Consider the following 24,163-nt stretch of genomic DNA (forward strand, 5'->3'; position numbering starts at 1 on the left):
GTAATAGGTTCGCTATCTGGAGCCTGGCATTCATGGAGGAAAACATGCCGATTGTCTCATCTTCATCCGGTCCGCAGCGGCTGAATATCGCGCCTGCTGCGCAGCCAGTAAACCGCCCCACCCGTATCGTGCAAATACACAATACACGCCAATATTTGTCTTCTCATCACCACGAATCAGTCATCACCACCAAAGCGGGTGAAGCGGTGCTGAAAACGCTGCAATCCTCCATCAGCGATTATCCTTATCGCCCCGGAAAACCACATTCCCCGCACTTAGAAAGTGTGCTGGAAAACATCGTTAGCGCCATTCTCGCGTCAGATGAAACATCGGAGGCTGGCGTTCCGCCATTTACTGCGGCTGATATTGCCACTGAAGCGATGTTTATCCGCGCAATGGACCGTGCATATCAAACGGGCGCAGAGTGGGTAGAGAAATTAAAAAGGGTGTTAGACGAAGCAGGCACACCAACGCTCACGACGGAGAACAATTACAATGTACTGCGGGTGATCGTGGCGAAGAACCCGCTCTGTCGGCTGCTGTTAGCCGTTGACCATCCCGGATTCAGGCAGGAAATCACCCAGGCAACCTCACCCGCGATGCTTCAGAGTGAGCATCCAGCCTCGCAAGCCGATCATCCCCGTTTACAGCATATGCAGCATGAAATAACCACAACGCGGATCCGATTAGCCGAAGCTGAAAATCAGCGAACCCGCATAGTTGGCGAATACATTGATAAAGCTGAACAGGAATTTCTGGCGAAATTGACCCTCGGTATCAGGGTCAGCATGCGGGATGTTGACGACATTCTTGCACATAACCACCATCTCGATGAGACAGACATCTGTATCCTGCAGCGACGACTGACCATTATTGTGCGAATTGAAGAAACGGTGCAGGCCGTCATCCGCCAGGATATTGAAAAAAATGAAGACCCGTTCCTGGAATGGGCCTTGTTCGCATCGAGTTACGATATTGATAAAGTCTTTCAGGCAGAAGCGGTGCAACAATTACAGCTGAGCGATGAAGAATACCAGAAACAACGCGCCAGATTGGCACTGATGCAAATACAAACCTATCGTGATGACCAGCTCAATAGCATTTTTTACCGGGAGGCAACTTGTCATGTCACTCCCCCGGTGGCACCGCTGTCACAACGACGCTGACCGCCCGGCCAGTGCCTGCTGAATGTTGGGAGCTGCTGCCAGTAGCTGACGGGTATAACTCTCCTGAGGATCTCCGACCACACTGGCAGTCGCACCCGCCTCCACAATTCGCCCGTGGTACATCACCACCACCCGATCACAAAGCTGCTGCACCGCACTGAGATCGTGGCTGATAAACAATACCGACAAACCCAGCTTTTCCCGTAACTCGCTGAACAGCGCAAGCACCTGGCCGCGCACCGAGAGATCAAGCGCGGCTACGGCTTCATCCGCCACCAGCAGTTTTGGCTCCATCGCCAGTGCGCGAGCAATGGCGATGCGCTGACGCTGACCACCGGAAAATGCACCAGGCAGGCGGCTGGCATGTTCCGGTTTTAACCCCACCAAATCCAGCAACTCATTAACGCGCGCATCGATACCTTTACCGTGACGTAATTGCCAGACGCGCAGCGGTTCGGCGATCTGTTCCCCGACAGCGATTTTTGGATTCAGGCTGGCATAAGGGTCCTGGAAAATGATCTGCGCGTGACGGCGCAGGGTACTGAGCTGCCGCCCCTGTAGCCGCTGGCCCTGAAATTGTACCTCTCCACTGTCAGCTTCTATCAGGCCTATCGCCGCGCTGCCCAAGGTGGTTTTGCCCGATCCTGACTCACCAATCAGACCGACGATTTCCCCCTGCTGGATTTGCAAACTGGTGGGATGCAGCACCGTCTGGCGTTTGGCTGGCCACAGCGGCAACCGACCTGGTATCGGGTAGCTTTTACAAATGTTGTTGAGCACCAGCAGTGGCGTCTGGCTCTCACGAACGGGAACCACCGGGGGAAGATGAGACAGTGAAGCGTTAATCAGTTTACGCGTATAGGGATGCGCTGGCGTGCCGAGAGTGCTGACCACATCCCCCTGCTCAACCAGACGCCCCTGTTGCATCACGCAGACCCGATGCGCATAGCGTGCAACGACGGAGAGATCGTGGGTAATCAGCAACATACCCATCCCCATTTCCTGCTGCAATTCCTGCAACAGCGACAGGATTTGTACCTGAATAGTGACGTCAAGCGCGGTGGTGGGTTCATCAGCAATCAGCACGTCAGGTTGTCCGCTGATGGCACTGGCAATCATCACACGCTGGCGCATACCACCCGAGAGCTGATGAATATATTGCCGCGCCCGCTGCTGAGGATTGACGATGCCCACCCGATCGAGCAGAGCTATCGCTTCACGTTGCGCCTGCTTCCAGCTGAACTGACGATGGCGCACCAGCACCTCAGCAATCTGCTCACCGATGCGCAGCGTTGGGTTCATGCTGGTCATCGGTTCCTGAAATACGGTAGCGATACGGCAACCACGCAGCGAGGCAATGCGTCGCGCATCCAGCACTTCGTCCTGAAAACGCAACGTTCCTGCGGTTTGCAGGACGTTTGCAGGCAGCAGGTTCATTAACGCCAGCGAGGTGAGCGTCTTGCCGGAACCCGATTCCCCCACCAGCGCCAGAATTTCCCGCTGGTCGAGATGGAAAGACACATCATCCACCAGCACGCGGTGGTCATGCGTTGCCAGACTGAGGTGTTCTACAGAGAGCAGACGCGTGGCTGCATTCATAAGGCAATAGATCCGAAAAAGCAGAAAGATACAGGATATATCCTGAGTGAAAAGCCAACAAGAACGTTAGGTTATGACGGGAGGATTATGGATATAAAGGAAGACACCCGCGAAGGGATTTTCCCCATTCTGGCATTGTCATGGGCATTCCGACAAATGAACGTGGTGCACAGCAAGGATGGAGGCCCGGGCCTGTTTCGCTATCAGTTAAACCCTTTCCCGGCATAGAAAATCACTATCCATCTGATTTTTAATCAATAACCAGTCATCCTGTCATGCTATTACATCATCGCGTTACTCATTAGCAGAATTGTAGTATCAGGTGGCACAGCGTAGACTTGCGGCGGGTGCTTGAGACTTTCTGTCTTAAGCATGGCTGACGGCAGAAAGAGAAAAGCCCCAGGAGATTTTCATCAACCTGAGGCCGCTCTTTATGCTTCGCAACATAAAGGTAGCCTCTTACGCGCCGCAAGGCAAGAAGGAGAAGCAACCATGAAGCAGTTTACGGCGATGCTATTCGCTTCCTTTATGATCATGGCGGTGACCGCCGCCATACTGGGCTCGCGCAAGGATCTCTGTGAGATACGCTTCCGCACCCGCTTCATGGAGGTGGCTGTTTCAATGGCCTGTGAATCTATCAGGTAAGGGTCACCACGGCGGGAGTCATCCCGCCGTTCCGGTTGTTGTCAGGCACGGGCTCTCAGGCACCCTTCTTCCCCGCCCGGTTCCCCACTCAATTTCACCTTTCCGTCAAATATCGCTTTTCACGGGAAATAGCCTTTACCGCTGATTTAACAGGATAAATGCCTGGAGTCGCAGTGTGATTACTTCCACGCGTTACTCATTAGCAGAATTGTAGTATCAGGCGGCACAGCGTAGACTTGCGGCGGGTGCTTGAGACTTTCTGTCTTAAGCATGGCTGACGGCAGAAAGAGAAAAGCCCCAAGAGATTTTCCATCAACCTGAGGCCCCCTTATGCTCGCAACATAAAGGTAGCCTCTTACGCGCCGCAAGGCAAGAAGGAGAAGCAACCATGAAACAGTTTACGGCGATGCTATTCGCCTCCTTTATGATCATGGCGGTGACCGCCGTCATACTGGGCTCGCGCAAGGATCTCTGTGAGATACGCTTCCGCCCCCACTTCATGGAGGTGGCTGTTTCAATGGCCTGTGAATCTATCAGGTAAGGGTCACCACGGCGGGAGTCATCCCGCCGTTCCGGTTGTTGTCAGGCACGGGCTCTCAGGCACCCTTCTTTTCACGCCCACTTCAGGCTGTCAGTCCTGTGGTTAACCGTAAACACTCAGAGAGGCAAGAATTCGGGTAAAGTAATCATCCGCGCGTTTCTGGGCCAGCTTACCGTCGCGGGCTTCCAGTGCTTCTACCAGCGGCGTCAGCTCGCGCAGCGTCTGCTCGCGCACAATCTCATTAACCGCCGAGTGCAGTGAATGTTGTCCGTCATACTGCACCGCACGCCGGTCAGCGATTACGTTATCGAAAATCTGGATCAGAAAGCGGTTGCGAGTGGCAGCAAACATCGCCTGGTGTACCGCATAGATATGTTCTTTATACAGCAGCCACTCCTGAGCCTCGCGAATGCCCTGCAAATGGTGGCGCATTTTGGTGAAATCTTCCTCTGTCGCACGCGCCGTGACCAGCTGCATCATCATCGGTTCAAACAGCAGGCGACCTTCAAGGATTTCGCTATAGGTCGGGACTTCTTTATGCCAGGCGGCCACCGGCCGATCGGCATCATTGAGTTGGTTTTGCAGGTTATCGGATAAGTAAGATCCGCTGCCGACTTTACGCGTTACCAACCCCTGGGTAGACATCATGGCCAGCACGTTACGAATGGTGCTGCGGGAAGTATCAAAGCGGCGCGCCAGCTCACGCTCATTGGGCAACTTATCACCCGCTTTCAGATCCCCATCGCGGATGGCCTGCATTATGGAACGATAAACGCTTACCGCAGCGGTTTTGTCGTGACCGACAATACGCTGTGAGATGTCATCAGTGCTGTTCATCCGGCGACTCCTGAAAATACCTGTAAATGGCTGACCAATTTGGTCAGCTGGCGGCGATTATAGCCTGAGATTGACGTCTCGGCGAGCAACGTTTTAGACCAGAGTCAGGTCATTATTTCCAGCCAGATCCTTTACTTATCATGCCACCCTGCTGTCCTCCGGCTTTAACGTGAACCGTCTCACAAATCGGCCATACATCTTACTTATTGGTTAACCATAATGGTTGACCATTAAAAACCAGCGTGTTCATAATGCCGAAAAAACACACTCAGGGCAAAAAATGAACACATCCATCGCAGCGCCATTCTCTCCCGCTGAATGTCGCTTAAGCGGCCATCTGCTGGCGTTGGGCATTGAATTACCACCGGTACCGACCCCGGTGGCAAATTTTGTCACCTGGCGGCTGTTTGGCAATTTTCTTTATCTCTCCGGACAGGGGCCACTGGAAGCCAATGGTCATCTTTATACCGGCAAAGTTGGCAGTGAGGTCAGCGTAGAAGATGCCTACTACCACGCGCGCCTGACTGGCCTGAATTTACTGGCGGTGGCGCGTCAGGCAACCGGCGATCTCGGAGCCGTCAAAAGCGTGGTCAAGCTACTGGGCTGGGTCAATGCCCATGAGGTATTCAAACAGCATCCACAAGTGATCAATGGCTGTTCCGATCTCTTTGTACAGGTGTTTGGTGAGCAGATTGGCCGTGGCGCACGTTCCGCCATTGGCGCCGGTTCGCTGCCACAAAACCAGACGGTGGAGATTGAAGCGATTTTCGAACTGGAGGAGGGGGTTGCCGATGGATTACGTCTTTGATTTCGTCGCCCTGCAACCCTATTGCGATGTACTGGCAAAAGGACTGCTGGAAACCGCCATCTATGCCCTGTTATCGATCCTGTTCGGTCTGACACTGGGGGCAATATGCGCCCTGACGCTGGTCTACGCCCGGCGTGGCTGGCGGCGTGTGGTGCGCTGTTATGTGGAATTTTTCCGCAATACGCCATCGCTGGTACAGCTGTTTCTGATCTACTTCGGCCTGCCCAGCCTCGGGCTGCATCTTTCGCCACCGGTGGCGGGCATTATCGCCCTGTCGCTGTATTGCGGGGCTTATATGACGGAGATTTTACGTGCTGGTTTTCTCTCTCTGCCACGCGGCTTAACTGAGGCGGGTGAAGCGCTGGGTCTGTCAAAGCGACAAATCATCACCCATGTACTGACGCTACCGGCGATGCAGAACGTTTTCCCGGCGCTGGCCAGCCAGATGGTGCTGACGCTGATTGGCACCAGCCTGATTTCCCAGATTGGCGTGGAAGAGATCTTCCACAGCGGCAGTTTCGTCGATTCACGTACCTTTCGCAGCTTTGAAATTTATCTGCTGATTTGCGGCCTCTATTTTTTCGCCGTCAGTCTGATGAAAGTGCTGCTGCGTATCCTGTGGTATCGCTTTCAGGCGCGGAGGTAAGCATGCGCGGTATTTCTCTTCATGATATCTGGATGATCATCAGCGCTCTGCGCTGGACGCTGTTGCTGGCACTCGCCACCTTTGCCTGCGGTGCGGTGATCGGGTTGCTGATCGCTTTAGCGCGCACTTCCCACCAGCGCTGGCTCCAGGGTATCGCCTGGTTTTATGTCGAACTGATTCAGGGCATTCCGCTGCTGGGCATGTTGTTCCTGCTGTTTTTCGGTACGCCAATGTTTCTCGGTATTGATGTCAGTTCCTTTACCGCCGCCCTGATCGCTTTTTCATTGTCAGCAGGCGCATTTCTCGGGGAAATCTGGCGCGGAAGCATCATGGCGGTGCCGAAAGGACAGTGGGAAGCCGCGCTGTCGCTGGGGGTCTCGCGGCTGCAAATGCTGCGTACCGTCATCCTGCCGCAGGCGTTTCGTCTATCACTGCCTCCCACCGTGGGCTTCTCGGTGCAGCTAATCAAAAACACCTCACTGGCTGCGCTGGTGGGTTTCGTAGAGCTGACCCGATCCGGTCAGATTGTCAGTGGTTCAACTCTGCAACCACTGGTGGTCTACCTGCTGGTAGCGCTCTGTTATTTCGCGCTTTGTTTTCCGCTGGCGCGACTTTCCCTTCAACTGGAGGCACGTTTCCATGTCGCTGGTCGTCATTGATGCAGTCAGGAAAAGCTTTGGGCAAAACGAAGTTCTGCGGGGTATCACCACCACTGTCGAACGTGGCGATATCGTTACCATTATTGGCAAAAGTGGTTCCGGCAAAAGCACCCTGCTGCGCTGTATTAACGGGCTGGAGCAACCGGACAGCGGCACCATCCACGTGGGAGGACTGCAGGTTGGCGGCAGCGCTGCCGAGCTGCAAAAACTCCGCCAGAACGTAGGCATGGTATTCCAGAGTTTTAACCTGTTTCCCCACCTGACGGCGGCGGAGAACGTGACGCTGGCACCCCTATTGACCCGACGCATAACCAAAGCGGAAGCCCCGGCGCTGGCAAAACGTCTGCTGGAGCAGGTCGGGCTGGGACAGAAGCGCGATGCTTTCCCCTCTTCCTTGTCAGGGGGGCAGCAGCAGCGTGTCGCCATTGCCCGTGCGCTGGCGATGTCGCCTGAAGTGATGTTGTTTGATGAGGCCACCTCAGCACTTGACCCGGAATTGGTGGGTGAAGTGCTGCGGGTCATGGAAGACCTGGCAAAAGAAGGCATGACGATGATTGCCGTCACCCATGAAATGGCCTTTGCCCGCAAAGTGTCCAGCAAGGTGATTTTTATGCATCAGGGCGAGGTATGGGAAAGCGGGCAGCCCGCCGAGGTGTTTGGTGCCCCCCGCACCCCGGAATTACAACGCTTTGTGCAAACCCCAGCTTAACTACACCGGAGAAAACACATGAAAATGATGGGCAAAACCCTGGCGCTGATCGCGCTCTGTACCCTGCCGCTGCTGGCGCAGGCCAGTTCGCTGGATGACATCAAATCCCGTGGTGTACTGCGTGTCGCTACCACCGTTGATGCCGCCCCCTGGGGCTTCACTGATGCCGCCGGTAAACCCACCGGGCTGGATGTGGAACTGGCGCAGAAGCTGGCCGACAACATGGGCGTCAAACTGCAATTGCAGCAGGTCACCGGAGCCAACCGCATTCCTTACCTGATGTCGCGCAAAGTGGATGTGCTGATAGCCGCGCTTGGCTCCAGCCCGGAACGCGCGAAGCTGGTGAATTTTTCTGAACCTTATGCGGCGGTTTACCTCGGCGTGTATGGCGGTGACAGCGTAAAAAAAGTCGATAAGCTGAGCGATCTCGGCAATGCCACCATCGCCGTACCTAAGGGTTCCACGCCTGATCTGACGCTGAGTGACCAAAACCCGCAGGGCAACTATCTGCGGCTGGAAGATACCGCCTCCGCCGTCAGCGCATTTTTGGCGGGTCAGGCACCGATGTTTGCCGAAAACAACCTGATTGCGCAAAAGGTGGCGCAGGAGAACCCGTCGAAGCATATCGCGCTGAAATACCTGCTGCGTAAAAGCCCGGCTTATATCGCCATTCGCCCAGGTCAGCCCGAGCTGATGGCGGCGATTAATCAGTTTATCGATAAAAGCACCCAGGACGGGGAACTGCCTGCATTGCGCCAGAAATGGTTTAACGATGCACAAAACGATCTGAAGGCGGAGTAGTCAGCATGTCCACAGTATTCAGTGAAATCGATTTTCATCGCCAGGGTAAGCAGGTGGGTTTCGCCCATTTACCCCTTTCAGCCCATACCGACGCCTGGGGCACCATTGCCATGCCACTGACGGTGATCGCCAATGGCAGCGGCCCGACGGTGTTGATTACCGGCGGTATTCACGGCGACGAGTATGAAGGTCCGATCATTATTAATGAACTGATCCGCAACCTGACGCCGGAGCAGGTACAGGGGCGTCTGATCCTGCTGCCCTGCGCCAATACCCCGGCGCTGCGTGCCTCAATGCGCGTCAGTCCGCTCGACAACAAAAACCTGGCGCGCGTCTTCCCGGGTAACCCGTGGGGCACGCCGACCGAACAGATTGCCGCCTGGATCCACGATGCCATCTTCCCACTGTGCGATTTCTATATCGATCTGCACAGCGGTGGCAGCTCGTTGTTTATCGAAGAGAGCGCGCAGGTAGTGGTCACTGAAGAACTCGATCCTCAGGTGCGTGAACGCAGTGAAGCGATGGCGCGTGCCTTTGGTGCCACGCTGACGGTCGTCACCAACAATATGGGTGATCCCCGTACCAGCTGTGGCGCAGCTGCCAATCTGGGCTTACCGGCGATAGCGGCGGAAATGGGCTGGAACGGCAGTGTCTCCCCGCGCGGCGTCCGGCGTACCCGCGCTGCGGTGACACGCGTACTGAACCATCTGGGCGTGATCAGCACGGAAAGGGTTCCTGCGGAGCCATCACGCCAGGTGTTTATCCCTGCGGGTGGCAATCTGCTCTCCCCCGGGGATGGCTGGTTTGAGCCGTTACATGATATCGGCGATGAAGTCAGTGCCGGTGAACTGGCCGGCTGGCTGCATCGCCTGACCGAACCGCACGCGCAACCCCAGGCGGTGCATTTCCCCCAGGGCGGACGTATCTATTCACAGCGCACCTTTGGTGCTACCGCACAAGGCAACAGTCTGGCGGTGCTGGTGCAGGACCTGAACGCGAAGGAGCAGGCATGAGCGAAAATATTACCCTGAATGACTACCAGGCAGCGCTGGATCGTGTGCGTTCCTGGGTGCGCAAAACGCCACTGGTCGAGGCGGCACCGTGGCAACCGGTGCCCGGTATTGAGCTGCGCCTGAAAGCAGAATGCTCACAGGTTACAGGTTCCTTTAAGGCACGCGGCGCATTTAACCGCGTGCTTAACCTGCCACAAGCGGTACGCAATCAGGGACTGGCCACCGCATCGGGCGGTAACTTCGGTGCGGCCGTTGCCTGGGTTGGTCAGCAACTGGAACTCCCCACGGATGTCTTCGTGATGAACACCAGCACCGAACTGACGCGCCAGCGCATCGAAAGCTACGGTGCGAAGCTGACAGTGGAAGGTGATTTCTGGGATCAGAGCTGGGATGCGGCAGGTGCCCGTATTCAGGAAACGGGTGGCGCGTTACTCCATCCCTATGCTGACCGCGACGTGGTTATCGGCCAGGGAACCATGGCGCTGGAGATCCTTGAACAATGGCCTGAAGTAGAGACGCTGGTGGTGTCCATTGGTGGTGGGGGATTGATTGCCGGGGTGGCACAGGCGGCGAAATTACTGAAGCCCGGCATTCGTATTATCGGCGTAGAAGCGGCGGGCTGTCCGATGATGTGGACCTGCCGTCAGCAGCAGCGCATCGTGAAACTGGAACAGGTCAAAACCATCGTCCCGATCCTCGCGGCACGTTCGACGGAAGCCATCAACTTTGCGCTGGTGCAAGAGTATGTCGATGAGATCGTGCTGGTGCCGGAAGACCAGGTCGAAGCCTCTGCCCGTGAGGTCTGGGGGGCGACTGGCCTGGCGATCGAGCTGGGGGCCGCCACCGCTGTTGCTGCGGTCACCCGACAGCTGTTTACCCTCAAACCCGATGAAAAAATCGCGGTGGTACTGTGCGGCAGTGGCACTAACGGCATGTAAGATTAAAGGGTTTATTTGAAGCTCTTATTGGCGTTAATTACCACTAAGGGCTTTATTTAAAGCCACTAAATCACCCCCCTCCTTTTACTTCTCTGTGTTATAATAAAAGCCATAAATGAAACCCCTATATCCACAATAAGGCACCAGGAGCTTTATCTATGGCCCTTAATCTCTATTCTGAAGCAAGGCTATTGTCCGAGCTTGGGCAGCGATTAAAAAACCAACGCCTGCGCCGTAATATGCTGCAAAAGGAACTGGCAGAAAAAGCGGGCATCTCCGTCTCCGCACTGAAAAACCTGGAAAACGACGGTAAAGCCACCCTGGAAAACTTTATGAAAGTGGTGTTTGCCCTGCGACTGGAAAAAGAGATGACCCAGCTGTTTTCCGCCCCAGCGCTCAGCATCGCACAGGTTGAGGCCCTCAGGGAACCCACGCGTCAACGCGCGACACAACGCAAGGTGAAAGGAAATTGACAGGTCATTATCAACCTCTTCAGCGGCTTGAAGTGATTTATCAGGGATGGGGGGAAGAGTGGCCGCTGGGTATTCTGGCTGCAGCCAGTGGTCGCGGTCAGTGGCTGTTTGAATATTCACAGGAAAGCATTCAGCGCGGCATCGAATTCTCTCCGCTGCTGCATCCACCGACCAGCACCACCTATGCCGACTTTGAACGTCATCAGGAAGGTGTACCTGGCTTTATCGCCGATTCATTGCCAGATGGATGGGGCCGCTTACTGCTGGACCGTTTGCTGCGCCGTAATAACATCGAACCTGCCGCGTTATCGGCGCTTGATCGCCTTGCGCTGCTGGGTAACAACACCATGGGGGCCCTGACCTACCGGCCGCTGATCAACATGCCAGAACAGGATAAATCCCGGCAAAATATCGATGACCTGGTGATCCTGGCTCAGGAAATTCAGATTGAAGTCACTGGTCAGCATTCCGACGTACTGCCAGAACTGGTTCGACTCGGTGGCTCACCCCATGGCGCACGGCCAAAAGTGTTGGTCGAATTTGATCCGGCCACGGGTCATGTTGCGGCTACGCCATTCACTGGCAGTCATCCCTGGCTGATTAAATTCCCGGCAGCGCAGGAAGAGACATGGGTATGTGCGCTTGAAGAGGTGTATGCACGCATGGCACGCCTCGCTGGCATCGATTTTCCTGACAGCCAGTGGTTCGATCTCGGGGCAGGTTTATCTGCTTTCGGCGTGAAGCGTTTTGATCGCGTGGCGGGAATGCGGGTGCCGGTACTGAGCATGGCAGGTGCACTACAGGCGGATTTCCGGCTTCCCTGCCTTGATTACAGCGACATACTTCAGGCGACAGGCATGATTACCCGCTCAGTGCTGGAGCGGAACATTCAGGCGCGCAGGATGGTGTTCAACGTCATCATGAATAACCAGGATGATCACGCCAAAAACTTTGCCTTTATCCTTAATCAACATGGCGAGTGGCAGGTATCACCCGCCTATGACCTGACCTTACAAATGGGACCTGGCGGCCAGCATCAGACATCCGTGGCAGGTTACGGCCGAAACATCAGTCGGAAAGCCTTAGTAAAAGCCGCTGCATCGGCAGATATTTCCGGCAAAAGCCTTAACCTGATCATTCAGGAAGTGACCGATGTTGCTGCATCCTTTATTAAGGTGGCGCAGGAACTGGGAGATGCCATTCCTGCCAGTGTGATCAAAGCCAGCGCAGAAAAAATACACGCTAACATTCGGGCGCTGGACGCATGACACACGGATTGCAGTTAACGACTCCCCGGCTGATCTGTGCACAGATAGAGCAGCAGGATTGGGCATTCTTTCACCGCTTGCTGGTCTCACCGGAAGTGCAATTTTACGTTGCCGATGTCAAACCCGAAGAGGAGATTCGCGCGGCTTTTGCGGCGCGGTTGCCAGTGTGGTCCACACAGAGCTCGCACTGGCTCTGTCTGGTGGTACGGGAACGGGAAACCGGCGTGAGACTCGGCGTTACCGGTTATATCCGGCAGGACAATGACTGCGCCGAAGTCGGCTTTCTGTTCGCGCCCGAAGCGCAGGGCAATGGGTACGCACGGGAATCATTGCAGGTCGTTTGCGATTTTGCCTTTGGTGCGGGAGGAATCAAGCGGCTGGTCGCCACCGTCACTGCCGGAAATCTCCCTTCCCGTCGTTTGCTGGAAAAAACAGGTTTTGTCCTCGAAAAAGAAATCCCCGAAAGCTACTGGCTGAGGAATACATGGCATAGCGACTGGCTGTTTGCTTTGCCACGCGAGGATTACCGGCCCTCCCCCTGATTACCCAAGTTCGGCCAGCAGCCAGGCCACAGCCAGCAAATCGGCACTACCGCCCGGGCTTAAACGGCGCGCCATCAAAGCCTGATCCATCTGGCGCAGGGCGGCGTTGTCCCAACCGGTTGCCAGCAGCGTCGCCGCATAATCCTGCACATAACGTAACCCTGCCATCCCCCCCCGTGATAGCAGATTACTGTCCGGGTTAGACACCATCAGACGCAGCAAGGCATGTTGTAACCGCCGCTCGCCCTGTTCATGATGCCAGAACGGCAGCACCGCGTTGCGTACCGTGGCGAAACCGCTCTCCACCTCACCCCGTGCGCCCGTCAGACCATAGTCACGAAACTGCCGTTCCCCGGCTGTGCACCGCTGTTTACGATTAACCAGTTCACGCGCCACCAGCCCACAGCAAATTTCACTGACCTGACGACAAAGCGCGTCAGCACTCACTCTGCGTCTTTGTCCCTGCAAACGCCCGGCGGCGAAACACAGCAGCCCAAGGGAGAAGATGCCTCCTTTGTGTGTATTCACCCCGCCAGTGGCGGCAAGCATCGCCTGCTCGCAGGCCATGCCCGCCGGACGCAGCAGAGACAACTGTTCAGCGACGGGCTGTTGTGCATGCTCCGATCCCAGGCGGGAGAAAACCGCCAGCCACGGCGTGATGGCCGTAATGCTGGTTAACATCAGTCCATGATCCATGTCCTGGTGCGAACCACTATTGGCGCGATCCACCAGCCCTGGTTTCGGGGTTAAATTCAGCTCAACAAGCAGCGCCTGCGCCGCCAGGCCAGGCACGTCTGGCGCTTCGGCTTTAGTCGCGAGCAAACCAGCCATCAATCATGTTCTCCACACGAGATACCACCTCTTCAGGCGAGTGGCGACGTGAACGTGCGCAGCCATGCGCGGGTTCGTCGCACACCAGACAACGGCGGGTGTGTAAATCCAGCGACTGCCGTCCTATCTGCCCCTGCTGCGGACAAAACACATCAAAATCCCACAACCTGCCGAGGGGGAAAGTCTGTTCCAGTTCGACGCACTGCGCCTTAATCTCCACCGCCGGATGTTCCACACACCATAACGCTTCCGGGCCGGTCTCCAGCCATAAGACCTGATGGGCCATCACCGGCCAGCGATGCTGCCACAGCAACTGATCACAGGCCTGCAATGCCACCCCCATGGTGTTGCGATAACGGATACTGTCTTTCACCGCACCTGGCGTTACCAGGGTCAGAGAAATAATAGGTTGTTGATAGCGAGTGAGCCAGTCAGTCTGCCGCGCCGCGCGAGCCTCTTTCGCCGCCAGTAGCGCTGCAAGACTGACGCCCGCTCGCACGGGCGTCATGGTTGTCATCGTTATTCCTCCTTCACCTGGCGGACAACATCAATCACGCTACCGTCACGATAACGGATCACCCCGACAATACGGTCGGTAAAGGCAATCGGTTTGGGTTCACCGGTCAGGGCGACCGCTCGCTGATAGAGTGCTGCGATATCGACCAGTTTCATCCCTGCCGCCAGTAATCGCTCGCGGATTTCCGGGCGCGCAGGATTCACGGTGATACCGTGATCCGTCACCAGCACATCGATACTCTCTCCGGGTGTCAGCCGGGTGGTGACGTGTTTGACCACCGTGGGAATACGGCTGCGCAGCAACGGTGCGACCACGATCGTCAGATTGGCCGCTGCGGCCACATCGCAGTGGCCACCGGAGGCACCGCTCATCACGCCATCGGAACCGGTAATCACGTTGACGTTAAAATCGACGTCAATTTCCAGCGCGCTGAGAATCACCACATCCAGCTGATCGCAGCTGGCCGCTTTTCCGCCGGGATTGGCATACACGTCGGTGGAGATCTCAACATGGTTCGGGTTACGCCGCAGCGACGCGGCTGCTTCGCTGTCGAAGCACTGGGTATCAAGCAGTTTTTCGATCAGCCCTTTTTCATGCAGATCGACCAGGCTGCCGGTGATGCCGCCAAGGGCAAAACGCGCTTTGACGCCATGACGCGCCATTTTTTCTTCCATGAAACGGGTCGCAGCGGTGGCGGCAGCGCCTGAACCGGTCTGCATTGAAAAGCCATCGCGGAAATAACCGGAATGTTCGATCACATCAGCGGCATAGCGGGCAATCATCAGTTCACGCGGATTACTGGTGACACGCGCCGCCCCGACACTGATTTTCGCCGGATCACCTACGCTGGCAACCTGGACAATCAAGTCCACCTGCTCCTGTCCGAGGCTGGCGGGCATATTGGGAAAGGGCACCAGCTCTTCCGTCAGCAGCACCACTTTTTTGGCGAAACGGGCATCGACCATCGCATAACCAAGCGACCCGCACGCGGAACGCCCCTCGCTGCCATTAGCATTGCCAAACTCATCGCTGCAAGGCACGCCGAGAAAAGCGACATCAATGCTCAGTTCGCCGTCCTGCAACAGTTTCACCCGACCACCGTGGGAGTGGATCTGTACCGGCTCAGTCATCAGCCCATGAGAAATGGCTTCCGCCAGTTTGCCGCGCATACCGGAAGTAAAGATGCGTGTAATGACGCCGCTCTGGATATGTTCGATCAGTGCATCATTGCAGGTCATCAGCGAGCTGGAGGCCAGCGTCAGATTTTTAAATCCAAGTCGCGCCAGTGCCGCCACCACATTGTTGATGACCTGGTCACCCTCACGAAAGGCATGATGGAAGGAAATGGTCATGCCGTCCTGCAAACCGCTGCGTGCGATAGCGTCATCCAGCGAGCTGCATAATTTACGGCAGTGTTTGGCATGGATATCCGCCAGCCACGGCGTTGCCTCATGAGCACCTTCAAAAGGTTTTAATGCACGCAGATGGGGAAAATTAACGTGAAGAAGTTCAGTCTGGTTCATGGTTTTGTCCTTAACGACGCACGCCGGACGCAGCCGCACGTTCCAGCACCATCTGCGCATGATTAATAATGGGGGCGTCGATCATTTTGCCGTTCAGCGACACCACGCCGAGGCCATTGCGGTCCCCTTCCTCTGCCGCCTCGATGACGCGCTCAGCGTGATCCACCTCCTGCTGGGTCGGGGCATAGGCGTTATGCAGCAAATCAATCTGACGCGGGTTGATCAGCGACTTGCCGTTAAAACCCATTTTGCGGATCAGCTCAACTTCGCGCAGAAAACCGGCTTCGTCATTCACGTCTGACCACACCACATCAAAGGCATCGATACCGGTGGCGCGGGCGGCATGCAACACGGCGCAGCGTGCATAGAACAACTCGGTGCCGTCACCGCGTTCGGTTTGCATATCCATCACATAGTCGAACGCCGCCAGTGCAATGCCGATCAGACGCTGGGAGCTGCGCGCAATCGCCACGGCGTTAATCACCCCTATGGCCGATTCAATCGCCGCCATCACGCGTGTGGAACCTATCGGGCGCCCGCAGGCCAGTTCGATACGTTCGAGGTGGCGCTCCAGTTCATAGATATCTTCCGGGGTATCGGTTTTCGGCAGGCGCACCACATCAACCCCGGCACGCACCACTGCTTCCAGATCAGGTAAACCAAACGGCGTGTGCAGCGGGTTGATGCGTACCACCGTTTCAATGTCCTGGTACATCGGATGCTGCAACGCGTGGAACACCAGCAAACGTGCGGTATCTTTTTCCCTGAGCGACACCGCATCTTCCAGGTCGAACATGATCGAATCAGGCCGATAGATAAAGGCAGTGGAGAGCATGGCGGCATTGGCACCGGGCAGAAACAACATGCTACGACGCAGTTTTTTCATTGCAGCTTCCCCCAGTCGATCTCCGTCTCATCAGCGGCACGCAACACGGCGCTTTGCAGACGGGCGCGGATCACGCAATCCAGCGCACCCTTGTCCTCGATAATGACCAGGCCCTGCCAGACTTGCATTTCCCGCAAGGTGGCGTGCACGACCTGGCGAATCTGATCGCCAAATTGCTTAATCACATCGCTGTGAATCACCACTTCAAGGTCGCCCCCGCTGGGGGCTATTTTTACCATCAGGTCGCTGGACTCCATGGTTCCCGCCAGCGCCTCCCTCACAATTTTCATATTTATATTCCTGATTTTTAAGCAACTTCCGCGCTGTAATGGGATGTAAGATGCGCGAAAGTGGTATCCGGTACCATTTCCCGAATACGGGAAAACTGGTGTGTTTTAAGTAAGCGACGGACTTCTGACGCCGAAATGGCATTGCCCGTGGTTTTGATACGGGGGATTTCCACCACCTCCACCTTGTCGGCCAGCAGCTGATGCATGGTGTGGTTGTACTGGCGGGTAATCTCGCAAAAGGGTTCGCTGCCGATAAAGCGCTGGGTAATCCCCAGGGCTGGGGCAATATGGTTGCGGAACAGCAGCAGGTCGATCTCACTCCACGCCTGCTGTACCTTGCCGGTCTCTTTCAGGAAATAGGCCGGAAAGGTGGCGCGGGAGATGATGTACTGCGAACCCGGATGCACGGTGATATTGGGCAGATGGGCAACGCCGGCCTGCACCATGTGCAAACGTGCACTAAAGGGAAAGAACGAGGCATCTTCGCGTACCACAAACACATGCAGCCAGTCGCAGCGCGCGGCCGCCTGTTCCACCAGATAACGGTGTCCCAGCGTGAAAGGATTGGCGTTCATGACAATCGCGCCAATACGCTGCCCGGCAACACGGCTGGCCTGCAGGGTACGGCAGTAGCGCTGGATGCCTGAAGGCGTGTTCTCCATCAGGATGGCGTTCTGGCCGCTTTGTACCACCGGCCAGAACCCGTTGTGCTGAAACCGTTCCCGATTGCAGGGGCGCGTACACAGAAACAGATGAAAATGCCCGCGTGCCAGCGCCAGATGCTCCACTTCTGCCAGCAGCCGCGCGCTAAGATTTTCGCCGCGCCACTGTTCATCAATGGCGACGCATTTGATGACATTAGCGGCAAGGCCGGCACAGCCCACCAGCCGATCGTCTGCCCAGGCTTCAACGAAAGTGGTGATATCGCTATCCATGCCTAATCCGCTATCCGCCAACAGTGCGCGGATGTTTTCGCGCCGTCGGGGGTTACTGCTGACTTCCGCAATGCGGAAGTCGATGGAGGGTCGTGGTTGCATAATTCCGCCTTCGCCTCAGTGCGTCGCCGTCAGCACATGAGCTGGCGCATCCATAATCACATTGCTGAGATGACCGATATTTTCGATCTCCACTTCGATGCGATCGCCTGCCTGCATAAACAGCGGCGGATTGCGTTTCTTACCCACACCGCCCGGCGAGCCGGTGATGATCACGTCACCGGCATGCAGACAGGTAAAGGTACTGATGTATTCGATAAGCTCGGCGACTTTGTGGATCATGCTGGCGGTGTTGTCATCCTGTACCATGCGGCCATTCAGCCAGGTGCGGATCGCCAGCCGATGCGGATCCGGGATTTCATCCGCAGTGGTCATCCATGGGCCAAAGGCACCGGTCTGACGCCAGTTTTTCCCGGCAGTAAACCAGGTGTGCTGCCAGTCACGCGCAGAACCATCCATATAACAGCTGTAGCCCGCGACATGCTTCAGCGCATCTTCACGCGCGATATCCTCACCGCTCTGACCGATAATCACCGCCAGCTCGCCTTCATAGTCGAACTCACTGGAGTGACGCGGTTTTAGTACCGGCGCGTTATGGGCGGTTTGCGAGTCGGCAAAACGGACAAACAGCGTCGGTGCCGGATTGTGCTGATCAAACTCTTTGCGTTTTTCGGCGTAGTTCATGCCAACGCAGAGGATTTTGCCGGGGTTATCAATCACCGGTAGCAATTCGAGATCGTCGAAACGCAGATCCGGTGTTTCATTGTTCAGCTGCTGTGCTTCATGCAGCGCGTCGGCCGCGAGCAACGATTTTAAATCCGCGTAGCGGTCACCAAGACGACGACCCAAATCGATCACACCGTCATCGTGGACAATGCCGTAGCTACGCTTTCCCTGGTGGACAAAGCTTGCAAGTTTCATAGTTGTACCTGTCATGCATAAATTAGCTGAGGAAATTGCCGAGGATGAGCAGCGACACCGACACGTTGATCGCGCCGCCAATACGGGTCGCAATCTGCGCAAAAGGCATCAGGCTCATGCGGTTACCCGCAGTGAGGATGGCAACATCCCCTGTCCCACCCTGGCCGCTCTGGCAGCAGGAGACGATGGCCACATCGATAGGATGCATGCCGATCTTTTTACCCACGAAGAAGCCGGTGGCGACCAGCGCAGACACGGTGCTGACAATCACCAGCAGGTTATTGATGGTGAAGGCGTGGACCAGTTCTTCCCACGGCGTAATCGCCACACCCACGGCAAACAGGATGGGATAGGTGACCGAGGTCTGGAAGAATTTGTAGACCACCTGCGATCCTTCCAGCAGGCGTGGTGACACACCGTGTGCCAGTTTGATCAACACCGCGACAAACAACATGCCGACCGGCGCTGGCAGGCCAATCAGTTTGTGGCCGAGCATCCCGATCATGTACAGCAGCACCGCGAGCAACGCACCTGCGGCGATGGTAGTCACATCGGTGGTCAACCCGGTTTTACCCGCAGCCACCGCTGGCGCTTTCTCGTCGCTATTGGCGCGGTTCGGCATCAACTGGCCTTCGCCGGTCAGATGCGGGTAACGTTTACCGAGCTGGTTGAGGCAGCCGGAGATGATGATTGCCGTCAGGCCACCCAGCATCACCATCGGCAATACCCGACCAAGCGCCACGCCCTGATCCATATGCAACAAGGTGGCATAACCAATCGACAGCGGAATCGCCCCTTCGCCCACGCCACCGGCCATGATCGGCAGAATGATAAAGAAGAAGATCTGGAACGGTTCCATGCCAAGCATCAGGCCAACGCCCATGCCCACCAGCATGCCGACAATCTCACCGCATAACATCGGGAAGAAAATGCGCAGGAAGCCCTGAATCAGGGTGGTGCGATTCATACTCATGATGCTGCCAACAATGATGCAGCAGATGTACAGATAAAGGATGTTGGTGGATTTGTAGAATTTGGTGGTGGATTCCACCACCACGTCAGGCAGCAGGCCATAGTAGACCATTGCCGAAGGAATAAAGGTGGCACAAATCGCGGCGGCACCGAGTTTGCCAACAATCGGCAGACGTTTGCCAAATTCACCGCAGGCGAAACCGAAAAATGCCAGCGTCGCGACCATCACCACGATATCGCTGGGTAGTTTGCCGCCGAGACAATCGACAGCAATTAACGCCCCGGCCAGCAGAAATAATGGCAATGGAATGATGCCGATTTTCCAGGTATCCATAATATGCCACCACCGGTCCTTCAGTGATTTTTTTTGAATCGCCAGTGATTCCGAGGTAACAGAAAACGAATCGTCAGTTGTGCTCATAATTAAGCCCCTTGGTTATTTTGTGCCCTCAGGGTAAAGCGTTAATGGCGCAGGATATGTGAGGGAATGCATAATAAAAGCGGAGTTTTAATGGCACCTATGGTTTTTATGGTTTCTTTTATTTTCTGTGATTGATACCTGAATTATTGGCGTGGTTTTAATGGTTTTTATATCCAGAGGTACAAGTTAATAACATTTCCCAAAATGAGTATTTAACATGCCATTTTTTTGCACAACCTCCTGCTGTGCAAGGGATCACAAGTTTCCAGTAAACTACGCGCAATGGTGATAAAAAATGGTACATTGACCCTTTGCTGGCTGTGGTGCGTGCCGTTATGAAGCTATCCTTCCAAATCAAACTTTTTATTTCTCTGGTTCTGTTCTTTTCCGGTCTTTTTGTTCTGCTCGGAATTTATTATTACCAGGACGTCAGCCGTCAGCTTTATCAGGAAATGAGCACCAGAGCAAAAATACAGGCGGAAGAAATCGCGATTATTCCGAATTTGCGGAAAGCGGTAGCGGAAAAAGATATTCCGGCGATTAATCAGTTTATGCATCAGGTGGTGTTGCATACCGACGCCAGCTTTATTGTGGTGGGGGATAATAGGGGCATTCATCTATTTCACTCCGCGCATGGCGAGGTGGTCGGTAAAAAGCTGGTCGGTGGCGACAATGACGCGGTATTACGCGGAATCAGTACCACCACCATTCGTAAAGGAGGGCTGGGTGTTTCCCTGCGCAGCAAAGCGCCGATCTTTGACGATAACCATCAGGTGATCGGGATTATCTCGGTGGGTTATCTCACCAGCTATCTCGACACCATTACGCTGAGTAAAGTGATCAATATCTTTATCGCGGCGGTGTTACTGCTGGCAGCGCTGTTTATCTTTTCCTGGTTTTTCACCAGCGGGATTAAAAAGCAGATTTTCTCGCTGGAACCGCGGGAAATTGGCCTGCTGGTGCGCCAGCAGAAAGCGATGATGGAATCCATCTATGAAGGGGTGATTGCCATCGACAGCGAGTTACGCATCGAGGTGATCAACCAGGCAGCACGTAAACTGTTAGGTTTAAGCCAGCCAACCCGCATGCTGCGCGGACATAATATCGGCGAAGTGATTGCCCCGGTCCCCTTTTTCAATCGCGAGGCGATACTGGAAAACGATACCCACGACGAGATTTGCCGCTTCAATCAGCTAACGGTACTCGCCAGCCGGGTACGGATTATGCTGGAGGATGAATTGCAGGGCTGGGTCATCACCTTTCGCGATCGCAACGAGATAGATAGCCTCAGTGCCCAGCTCAGCCAGGTGAAACGCTATGTCGATAACCTGCGCATTATGCGTCATGAACAGTTAAACCGTATGACCACCCTCTCCGGCCTGCTGCATATGGGACGTTATGACGAAGCGGTACGCTATATCCAGGCCCAGTCAGAACATGCGCAGGAACTGCTGGACTTTATCTCTGCGCGCTTTAACTCGCCGACCCTGTGCGGCCTGCTGCTGGGGAAAGCGGCGCGTGCGCGTGAAAAAGGCGTGGAGTTGGCATTTGATCCGCTGTGCCTGCTGGAGCGTCCCTGCCGTCTGCTGGGAGAAGCCGAGCTGATCTCCATCATCGGCAACCTGCTGGATAACGCCATAGAAGCCACACAGCGCTCCCCTCTGCCGCACGAACCGGTGGAGGTGCTGATCCTGCTCAACGAGCGGGAATTGATTATTGAAGTGGCGGATCGGGGTATCGGTATCAACCCGGCCATCCGGGAACATATTTTTGAACGCGGGATCACCACCAAACGCAGTGGCGATCATGGTATTGGCCTGTATTTAATCGCCAGCTATGTCACGCAGGTGGGCGGGTCGATTGAAGTTTCCGACAATGCACCGCACGGCACGATTTTTTCGTTATTTATTCCTGAAACGGGCGACCAGGCGCGTCCCGTATCCACTCTGGAAGAACCGTATTATGCAACCTGAACTGATAGACGTATTGATTGTTGAAGATGAACACACGCTGGCGCAGTTGCATGCCGAACTGATCAGTGAACATCCCTGCCTGCGGCTGGTGGGGGTTGCCTCGTCACTTGCTGAAGCCCAGCTTCTGCTGCAAAGCAAGCAGCCACAACTGGTTTTGCTCGACAATTATCTGCCGGATGGTAAAGGCATCACGCTGATCGGCGATCCGCTGGTGCAGCGCGCGAACTGCTCGGTGATTTTTATCACTGCCGCCAGCGATATGGACACCTGTAGTCAGGCGATCCGCAATGGTGCCTTCGACTATATTCTCAAACCGGTTTCCTGGAAGCGTTTGAGCCAGTCGCTGGAGCGTTTTGTACAATTCGCTGAACAGCAGCGTGTCTGGAAGATTGTCGATCAGCAGAACGTCGATTCGCTGTATCAACTTCAGGCGAAAAATTACCGTCAGAATAATAGCAACAAAGGCATCGAAGAGAAGACGCTGGCGCTGGTGCAAAACATGTTTGCCGACGCCGCGCAGCGCTGTTTTTCCGTGGATGAAGTGGTGAACGAAACCGGGCTGAGTAAAACCACTATCCGACGCTATCTGGAGCACTGCGTGGATGCGGGCTTTCTGGCAGTTGAAATGCAGTACGGCAAGATTGGACACCCGAGAAGGATGTATCGCTGGGGCGGGTGATCAAGGCGTGACAGACGTCACGCCTTACCCCTGCGTTACGGTTTGTCAGTCACTTCGATATAAGGCGTGTTACCCAGCGGTTTGACATCCTCTGTGGTGCTGACGCTGTCTGATAAGCCGATACGAAAAATACCGCCCTCCGGGTGCCAGCTGCGGATTATTTTGGCGTCAACGGTTCTATTGGCTCCTGCCTTTATTTTCTGATAACCACCAAATTTGCCCCACTGGCCTGTCGCCGGATTTTTTATCTGAGTAAAGAGCCATGAATCACGGTCCGCAGGGGCGTTAACCGTGACGCGAAACCCTTTTTCAGCCTCTGCTACTGTCATGGTGTTTGGCGCCATTTCATCCAGCAGAACATCACCCTGTAGCGGAAGATAGCTTGTATGCATATAAGATACTGGCCCAGCAATCTGATTATTATCCGCTGCGTGTGTCACACCCAGCGACCATCGCTGAAATTTCTTTTGCCATGGATAAGACGGTGATGACAATTTGTCAGGAGAAATATAAACGTTGCCTGTGTCCGGCATACTTTCTGTTACCGGGATTTTTGCAGCAATATGACTCAGTTCTGACTTTCCGTCCCCAGCCATCAAGATAATCCAGCGTTCAGGCTTTTCCGGACCACGATCAGAGACATCATAATGAATATACATGCCCTCTTTGGTGAGGGTATTTCCTTCCTGAAAATACTGCGTGGTGGCCATATCTGGCAGTGGGCATAACTTTGCAGGCACCGTCTCTGAAGAGTCCGTTGTTTCGCAGTTGCCTTTGGGCACCACCCGGGCCAGGTTGGTCACTGCGGCTGCCACTTCTTCAGGGTTTTCTTTCCATGACGGCTCCTGAAAGTTTGGGTTGTCCTCACAACGCTGCAGCTGCTTTTTAATGTAATAACATGCCTGCTTAATAAATCTCCCTTTTACGCCACCTGGGAAAGAAATCTCTGATTCATAGCTCCCGGCTTCACCGCCAATGGATAACTGCTGATTAATTCCGCCAGGTGCATGAATTTCATATACCCAGCCTTCACTTCCCGGACGAGAAATATCAATAAAGTAGATTGCCGTTTTTAAATTTTCTGTGGTACTGACGAAGACCGAACGAAATGAATATTCTTTATGGCAACGCCAGTCATGATCGCGTTCTGCTTCGGGATACCCTCGGGTCACGCCTTTCGGCACCATCCCGTTTTTGAATGCATCCAGTCCTTCATTATTGGTATCGCCACGCCATAAAATATTATGTTCATTTCTCCATATTAATTCAGGTTGTTTCTCTGACGCGCGGGTGAAATGAATATTCTCGCGACAGTCAGGATAATAACCAGACGAATCCCAGGCATAGGCTACTGGTGTTGTTGAAAATAAACAGAGATGATGAGTAGTGTTTTTTTGACATGTTTTTAATTTCCATTTAAAAAACATTCTGATTTTATGTATTAATTTCCATCGACTTCCATGCGACAGAGTATTCTGTATCTATCTAAAAATCATTGTCTTATATCATT

General features: G+C 54.8%; 27 protein-coding genes. 16 read left to right on the forward strand and 11 right to left on the reverse strand.

Annotated elements, in window-relative coordinates:
• The first annotated feature begins 32 nt into the window (after nucleotides 1-32).
• On the forward strand, nucleotides 33-1,166 hold the full coding sequence (locus tag RCF31_RS22945) for a hypothetical protein (protein WP_416413986.1): 1,134 nt from the start codon (nucleotides 33-35) through the stop codon (nucleotides 1,164-1,166).
• Here the strand turns inward: RCF31_RS22945 and RCF31_RS22950 are convergent.
• Nucleotides 1,152-2,765, reverse strand: a complete 1,614-nt coding sequence (locus RCF31_RS22950) for a dipeptide ABC transporter ATP-binding protein (RefSeq protein ID WP_416413988.1) — start codon at nucleotides 2,763-2,765, stop codon at nucleotides 1,152-1,154. The two genes, RCF31_RS22945 and RCF31_RS22950, sit on opposite strands and share 15 nt — an antisense overlap.
• Before the next feature lie 87 nt (nucleotides 2,766-2,852).
• On the opposite strand from RCF31_RS22950, the gene RCF31_RS22955 reads away from it, so the two are divergent.
• The 3 genes from RCF31_RS22955 (at nucleotide 2,853) to RCF31_RS22965 (ending at nucleotide 3,951) form a co-directional block, all read left to right on the forward strand.
• Nucleotides 2,853-2,993 carry a hypothetical protein gene (locus RCF31_RS22955; protein ID WP_416413989.1) on the forward strand — a complete coding sequence of 47 codons (141 nt, stop codon included), beginning with the start codon at nucleotides 2,853-2,855 and terminating at the stop codon, nucleotides 2,991-2,993.
• A gap of 264 nt (nucleotides 2,994-3,257) precedes the next feature.
• Entirely contained in the window at nucleotides 3,258-3,410 is a 153-nt protein-coding gene (locus RCF31_RS22960) for a Hok/Gef family protein (protein ID WP_299456533.1), read from the forward strand.
• A gap of 388 nt (nucleotides 3,411-3,798) precedes the next feature.
• A complete protein-coding gene (locus tag RCF31_RS22965) occupies nucleotides 3,799-3,951 on the forward strand; it encodes a Hok/Gef family protein (RefSeq protein WP_416413990.1) in 153 nt (50 codons plus the stop codon).
• Between the two features lie 102 nt (nucleotides 3,952-4,053).
• Here RCF31_RS22965 and RCF31_RS22970 read toward each other — a convergent pair whose 3' ends face one another.
• The gene (locus RCF31_RS22970) at nucleotides 4,054-4,788 is read right to left on the reverse strand and encodes a FadR/GntR family transcriptional regulator (RefSeq protein WP_084878934.1); all 735 of its coding nucleotides are present in this window, start codon (nucleotides 4,786-4,788) and stop codon (nucleotides 4,054-4,056) included.
• 280 nt (nucleotides 4,789-5,068) lie between these two features.
• On the opposite strand from RCF31_RS22970, the gene RCF31_RS22975 reads away from it, so the two are divergent.
• From RCF31_RS22975 to RCF31_RS23020, 10 genes are all read left to right on the forward strand, one after another.
• Nucleotides 5,069-5,596, forward strand: a complete 528-nt coding sequence (locus tag RCF31_RS22975; RefSeq protein ID WP_299456537.1) for a RidA family protein — start codon at nucleotides 5,069-5,071, stop codon at nucleotides 5,594-5,596.
• Nucleotides 5,580-6,242 carry an amino acid ABC transporter permease gene (locus RCF31_RS22980; RefSeq protein ID WP_416413991.1) on the forward strand — a complete coding sequence of 221 codons (663 nt, stop codon included), beginning with the start codon at nucleotides 5,580-5,582 and terminating at the stop codon, nucleotides 6,240-6,242. Before RCF31_RS22975 ends, RCF31_RS22980 begins: the two co-directional genes overlap by 17 nt.
• Before the next feature lie 2 nt (nucleotides 6,243-6,244).
• On the forward strand, nucleotides 6,245-6,901 hold the full coding sequence (locus RCF31_RS22985; RefSeq protein ID WP_416413993.1) for an amino acid ABC transporter permease: 657 nt from the start codon (nucleotides 6,245-6,247) through the stop codon (nucleotides 6,899-6,901).
• Nucleotides 6,882-7,610: an amino acid ABC transporter ATP-binding protein gene (locus tag RCF31_RS22990; protein ID WP_299456543.1), complete on the forward strand. Its 729-nt coding sequence runs from the start codon at nucleotides 6,882-6,884 to the stop codon at nucleotides 7,608-7,610. The genes RCF31_RS22985 and RCF31_RS22990 overlap by 20 nt, the downstream gene beginning before the upstream one ends.
• An 18-nt stretch (nucleotides 7,611-7,628) precedes the next feature.
• On the forward strand, nucleotides 7,629-8,411 hold the full coding sequence (locus tag RCF31_RS22995; RefSeq protein ID WP_299456545.1) for a transporter substrate-binding domain-containing protein: 783 nt from the start codon (nucleotides 7,629-7,631) through the stop codon (nucleotides 8,409-8,411).
• Between the two features lie 5 nt (nucleotides 8,412-8,416).
• Nucleotides 8,417-9,424 (forward strand): succinylglutamate desuccinylase/aspartoacylase family protein, encoded by a 1,008-nt coding sequence (locus RCF31_RS23000; protein WP_299456547.1) that lies wholly within the window; start codon nucleotides 8,417-8,419, stop codon nucleotides 9,422-9,424.
• Entirely contained in the window at nucleotides 9,421-10,362 is a 942-nt protein-coding gene (locus RCF31_RS23005; RefSeq protein WP_299456549.1) for a threonine ammonia-lyase, read from the forward strand. Before RCF31_RS23000 ends, RCF31_RS23005 begins: the two co-directional genes overlap by 4 nt.
• 158 nt (nucleotides 10,363-10,520) lie before the next feature.
• Nucleotides 10,521-10,835, forward strand: a complete 315-nt coding sequence (locus RCF31_RS23010; RefSeq protein ID WP_299456551.1) for a helix-turn-helix domain-containing protein — start codon at nucleotides 10,521-10,523, stop codon at nucleotides 10,833-10,835.
• Nucleotides 10,832-12,103, forward strand: a complete 1,272-nt coding sequence (locus RCF31_RS23015; RefSeq protein ID WP_416413994.1) for a type II toxin-antitoxin system HipA family toxin — start codon at nucleotides 10,832-10,834, stop codon at nucleotides 12,101-12,103. Before RCF31_RS23010 ends, RCF31_RS23015 begins: the two co-directional genes overlap by 4 nt.
• Nucleotides 12,100-12,645: a GNAT family N-acetyltransferase gene (locus RCF31_RS23020; protein ID WP_416413995.1), complete on the forward strand. Its 546-nt coding sequence runs from the start codon at nucleotides 12,100-12,102 to the stop codon at nucleotides 12,643-12,645. Before RCF31_RS23015 ends, RCF31_RS23020 begins: the two co-directional genes overlap by 4 nt.
• Here RCF31_RS23020 and citG read toward each other — a convergent pair whose 3' ends face one another.
• From citG to RCF31_RS23060, 8 genes are read right to left on the reverse strand one after another with little or no spacing between them, the layout of a single operon-like run.
• Nucleotides 12,646-13,476 (reverse strand): triphosphoribosyl-dephospho-CoA synthase CitG, encoded by an 831-nt coding sequence (gene citG / locus RCF31_RS23025; protein WP_416413996.1) that lies wholly within the window; start codon nucleotides 13,474-13,476, stop codon nucleotides 12,646-12,648.
• Nucleotides 13,454-13,993 carry a citrate lyase holo-[acyl-carrier protein] synthase gene (citX, locus tag RCF31_RS23030; RefSeq protein WP_313682087.1) on the reverse strand — a complete coding sequence of 180 codons (540 nt, stop codon included), beginning with the start codon at nucleotides 13,991-13,993 and terminating at the stop codon, nucleotides 13,454-13,456. Before citX ends, citG begins: the two co-directional genes overlap by 23 nt.
• A gap of 2 nt (nucleotides 13,994-13,995) precedes the next feature.
• The gene (citF, locus tag RCF31_RS23035; protein WP_416413997.1) at nucleotides 13,996-15,516 is read right to left on the reverse strand and encodes a citrate lyase subunit alpha; all 1,521 of its coding nucleotides are present in this window, start codon (nucleotides 15,514-15,516) and stop codon (nucleotides 13,996-13,998) included.
• Nucleotides 15,517-15,526: 10 nt separating this feature from the next.
• Nucleotides 15,527-16,402, reverse strand: coding sequence for a citrate (pro-3S)-lyase subunit beta (gene citE / locus RCF31_RS23040; RefSeq protein WP_313682091.1), 876 nt, complete (start codon nucleotides 16,400-16,402; stop codon nucleotides 15,527-15,529).
• The gene (gene citD / locus RCF31_RS23045; protein ID WP_416413999.1) at nucleotides 16,399-16,692 is read right to left on the reverse strand and encodes a citrate lyase acyl carrier protein; all 294 of its coding nucleotides are present in this window, start codon (nucleotides 16,690-16,692) and stop codon (nucleotides 16,399-16,401) included. The genes citE and citD overlap by 4 nt, the downstream gene beginning before the upstream one ends.
• Nucleotides 16,693-16,709: 17 nt before the next feature.
• Nucleotides 16,710-17,729 (reverse strand): [citrate (pro-3S)-lyase] ligase, encoded by a 1,020-nt coding sequence (gene citC / locus RCF31_RS23050; protein ID WP_416414001.1) that lies wholly within the window; start codon nucleotides 17,727-17,729, stop codon nucleotides 16,710-16,712.
• 15 nt (nucleotides 17,730-17,744) lie between these two features.
• Nucleotides 17,745-18,608: a fumarylacetoacetate hydrolase family protein gene (locus RCF31_RS23055; RefSeq protein ID WP_416414002.1), complete on the reverse strand. Its 864-nt coding sequence runs from the start codon at nucleotides 18,606-18,608 to the stop codon at nucleotides 17,745-17,747.
• Between the two features lie 22 nt (nucleotides 18,609-18,630).
• Complete coding sequence (locus tag RCF31_RS23060; protein ID WP_084878917.1) at nucleotides 18,631-20,001, reverse strand: 2-hydroxycarboxylate transporter family protein; 1,371 nt, start codon at nucleotides 19,999-20,001, stop codon at nucleotides 18,631-18,633.
• A gap of 335 nt (nucleotides 20,002-20,336) precedes the next feature.
• On the opposite strand from RCF31_RS23060, the gene RCF31_RS23065 reads away from it, so the two are divergent.
• Together RCF31_RS23065 and RCF31_RS23070 are read left to right on the forward strand one after the other, a co-directional pair.
• Entirely contained in the window at nucleotides 20,337-21,974 is a 1,638-nt protein-coding gene (locus RCF31_RS23065) for an ATP-binding protein (protein WP_416414003.1), read from the forward strand.
• Entirely contained in the window at nucleotides 21,964-22,653 is a 690-nt protein-coding gene (locus tag RCF31_RS23070) for a response regulator (protein ID WP_310617940.1), read from the forward strand. The genes RCF31_RS23065 and RCF31_RS23070 overlap by 11 nt, the downstream gene beginning before the upstream one ends.
• 35 nt (nucleotides 22,654-22,688) lie before the next feature.
• Here the strand turns inward: RCF31_RS23070 and RCF31_RS23075 are convergent, their stop codons facing one another.
• Entirely contained in the window at nucleotides 22,689-24,080 is a 1,392-nt protein-coding gene (locus RCF31_RS23075; RefSeq protein ID WP_416414004.1) for a scabin-related ADP-ribosyltransferase, read from the reverse strand.
• Nucleotides 24,081-24,163 lie beyond the last annotated feature (83 nt).

The organism is Pantoea sp. App145 (assembly GCF_047947045.1).
Lineage (GTDB): Bacteria > Pseudomonadota > Gammaproteobacteria > Enterobacterales > Enterobacteriaceae > Pantoea.

Coding starts and splice junctions, on each gene's coding strand:
- RCF31_RS22945 (WP_416413986.1), top strand. CDS start 33: ATGGAGGAAAACATGCCGATTGTCTCATCTTCATCCGGTCCGCAGCGG.
- RCF31_RS22950 (WP_416413988.1), bottom strand. CDS start 2,765: ATGAATGCAGCCACGCGTCTGCTCTCTGTAGAACACCTCAGTCTGGCA.
- RCF31_RS22955 (WP_416413989.1), top strand. CDS start 2,853: ATGGATATAAAGGAAGACACCCGCGAAGGGATTTTCCCCATTCTGGCA.
- RCF31_RS22960 (WP_299456533.1), top strand. CDS start 3,258: ATGAAGCAGTTTACGGCGATGCTATTCGCTTCCTTTATGATCATGGCG.
- RCF31_RS22965 (WP_416413990.1), top strand. CDS start 3,799: ATGAAACAGTTTACGGCGATGCTATTCGCCTCCTTTATGATCATGGCG.
- RCF31_RS22970 (WP_084878934.1), bottom strand. CDS start 4,788: ATGAACAGCACTGATGACATCTCACAGCGTATTGTCGGTCACGACAAA.
- RCF31_RS22975 (WP_299456537.1), top strand. CDS start 5,069: ATGAACACATCCATCGCAGCGCCATTCTCTCCCGCTGAATGTCGCTTA.
- RCF31_RS22980 (WP_416413991.1), top strand. CDS start 5,580: ATGGATTACGTCTTTGATTTCGTCGCCCTGCAACCCTATTGCGATGTA.
- RCF31_RS22985 (WP_416413993.1), top strand. CDS start 6,245: ATGCGCGGTATTTCTCTTCATGATATCTGGATGATCATCAGCGCTCTG.
- RCF31_RS22990 (WP_299456543.1), top strand. CDS start 6,882: ATGTCGCTGGTCGTCATTGATGCAGTCAGGAAAAGCTTTGGGCAAAAC.
- RCF31_RS22995 (WP_299456545.1), top strand. CDS start 7,629: ATGAAAATGATGGGCAAAACCCTGGCGCTGATCGCGCTCTGTACCCTG.
- RCF31_RS23000 (WP_299456547.1), top strand. CDS start 8,417: ATGTCCACAGTATTCAGTGAAATCGATTTTCATCGCCAGGGTAAGCAG.
- RCF31_RS23005 (WP_299456549.1), top strand. CDS start 9,421: ATGAGCGAAAATATTACCCTGAATGACTACCAGGCAGCGCTGGATCGT.
- RCF31_RS23010 (WP_299456551.1), top strand. CDS start 10,521: ATGGCCCTTAATCTCTATTCTGAAGCAAGGCTATTGTCCGAGCTTGGG.
- RCF31_RS23020 (WP_416413995.1), top strand. CDS start 12,100: ATGACACACGGATTGCAGTTAACGACTCCCCGGCTGATCTGTGCACAG.
- citG (WP_416413996.1), bottom strand. CDS start 13,476: ATGGCTGGTTTGCTCGCGACTAAAGCCGAAGCGCCAGACGTGCCTGGC.
- citX (WP_313682087.1), bottom strand. CDS start 13,993: ATGACAACCATGACGCCCGTGCGAGCGGGCGTCAGTCTTGCAGCGCTA.
- citF (WP_416413997.1), bottom strand. CDS start 15,516: ATGAACCAGACTGAACTTCTTCACGTTAATTTTCCCCATCTGCGTGCA.
- citE (WP_313682091.1), bottom strand. CDS start 16,402: ATGAAAAAACTGCGTCGTAGCATGTTGTTTCTGCCCGGTGCCAATGCC.
- citD (WP_416413999.1), bottom strand. CDS start 16,692: ATGAAAATTGTGAGGGAGGCGCTGGCGGGAACCATGGAGTCCAGCGAC.
- citC (WP_416414001.1), bottom strand. CDS start 17,729: ATGCAACCACGACCCTCCATCGACTTCCGCATTGCGGAAGTCAGCAGT.
- RCF31_RS23055 (WP_416414002.1), bottom strand. CDS start 18,608: ATGAAACTTGCAAGCTTTGTCCACCAGGGAAAGCGTAGCTACGGCATT.
- RCF31_RS23060 (WP_084878917.1), bottom strand. CDS start 20,001: ATGAGCACAACTGACGATTCGTTTTCTGTTACCTCGGAATCACTGGCG.
- RCF31_RS23065 (WP_416414003.1), top strand. CDS start 20,337: ATGAAGCTATCCTTCCAAATCAAACTTTTTATTTCTCTGGTTCTGTTC.
- RCF31_RS23070 (WP_310617940.1), top strand. CDS start 21,964: ATGCAACCTGAACTGATAGACGTATTGATTGTTGAAGATGAACACACG.
- RCF31_RS23075 (WP_416414004.1), bottom strand. CDS start 24,080: ATGTTTTTTAAATGGAAATTAAAAACATGTCAAAAAAACACTACTCAT.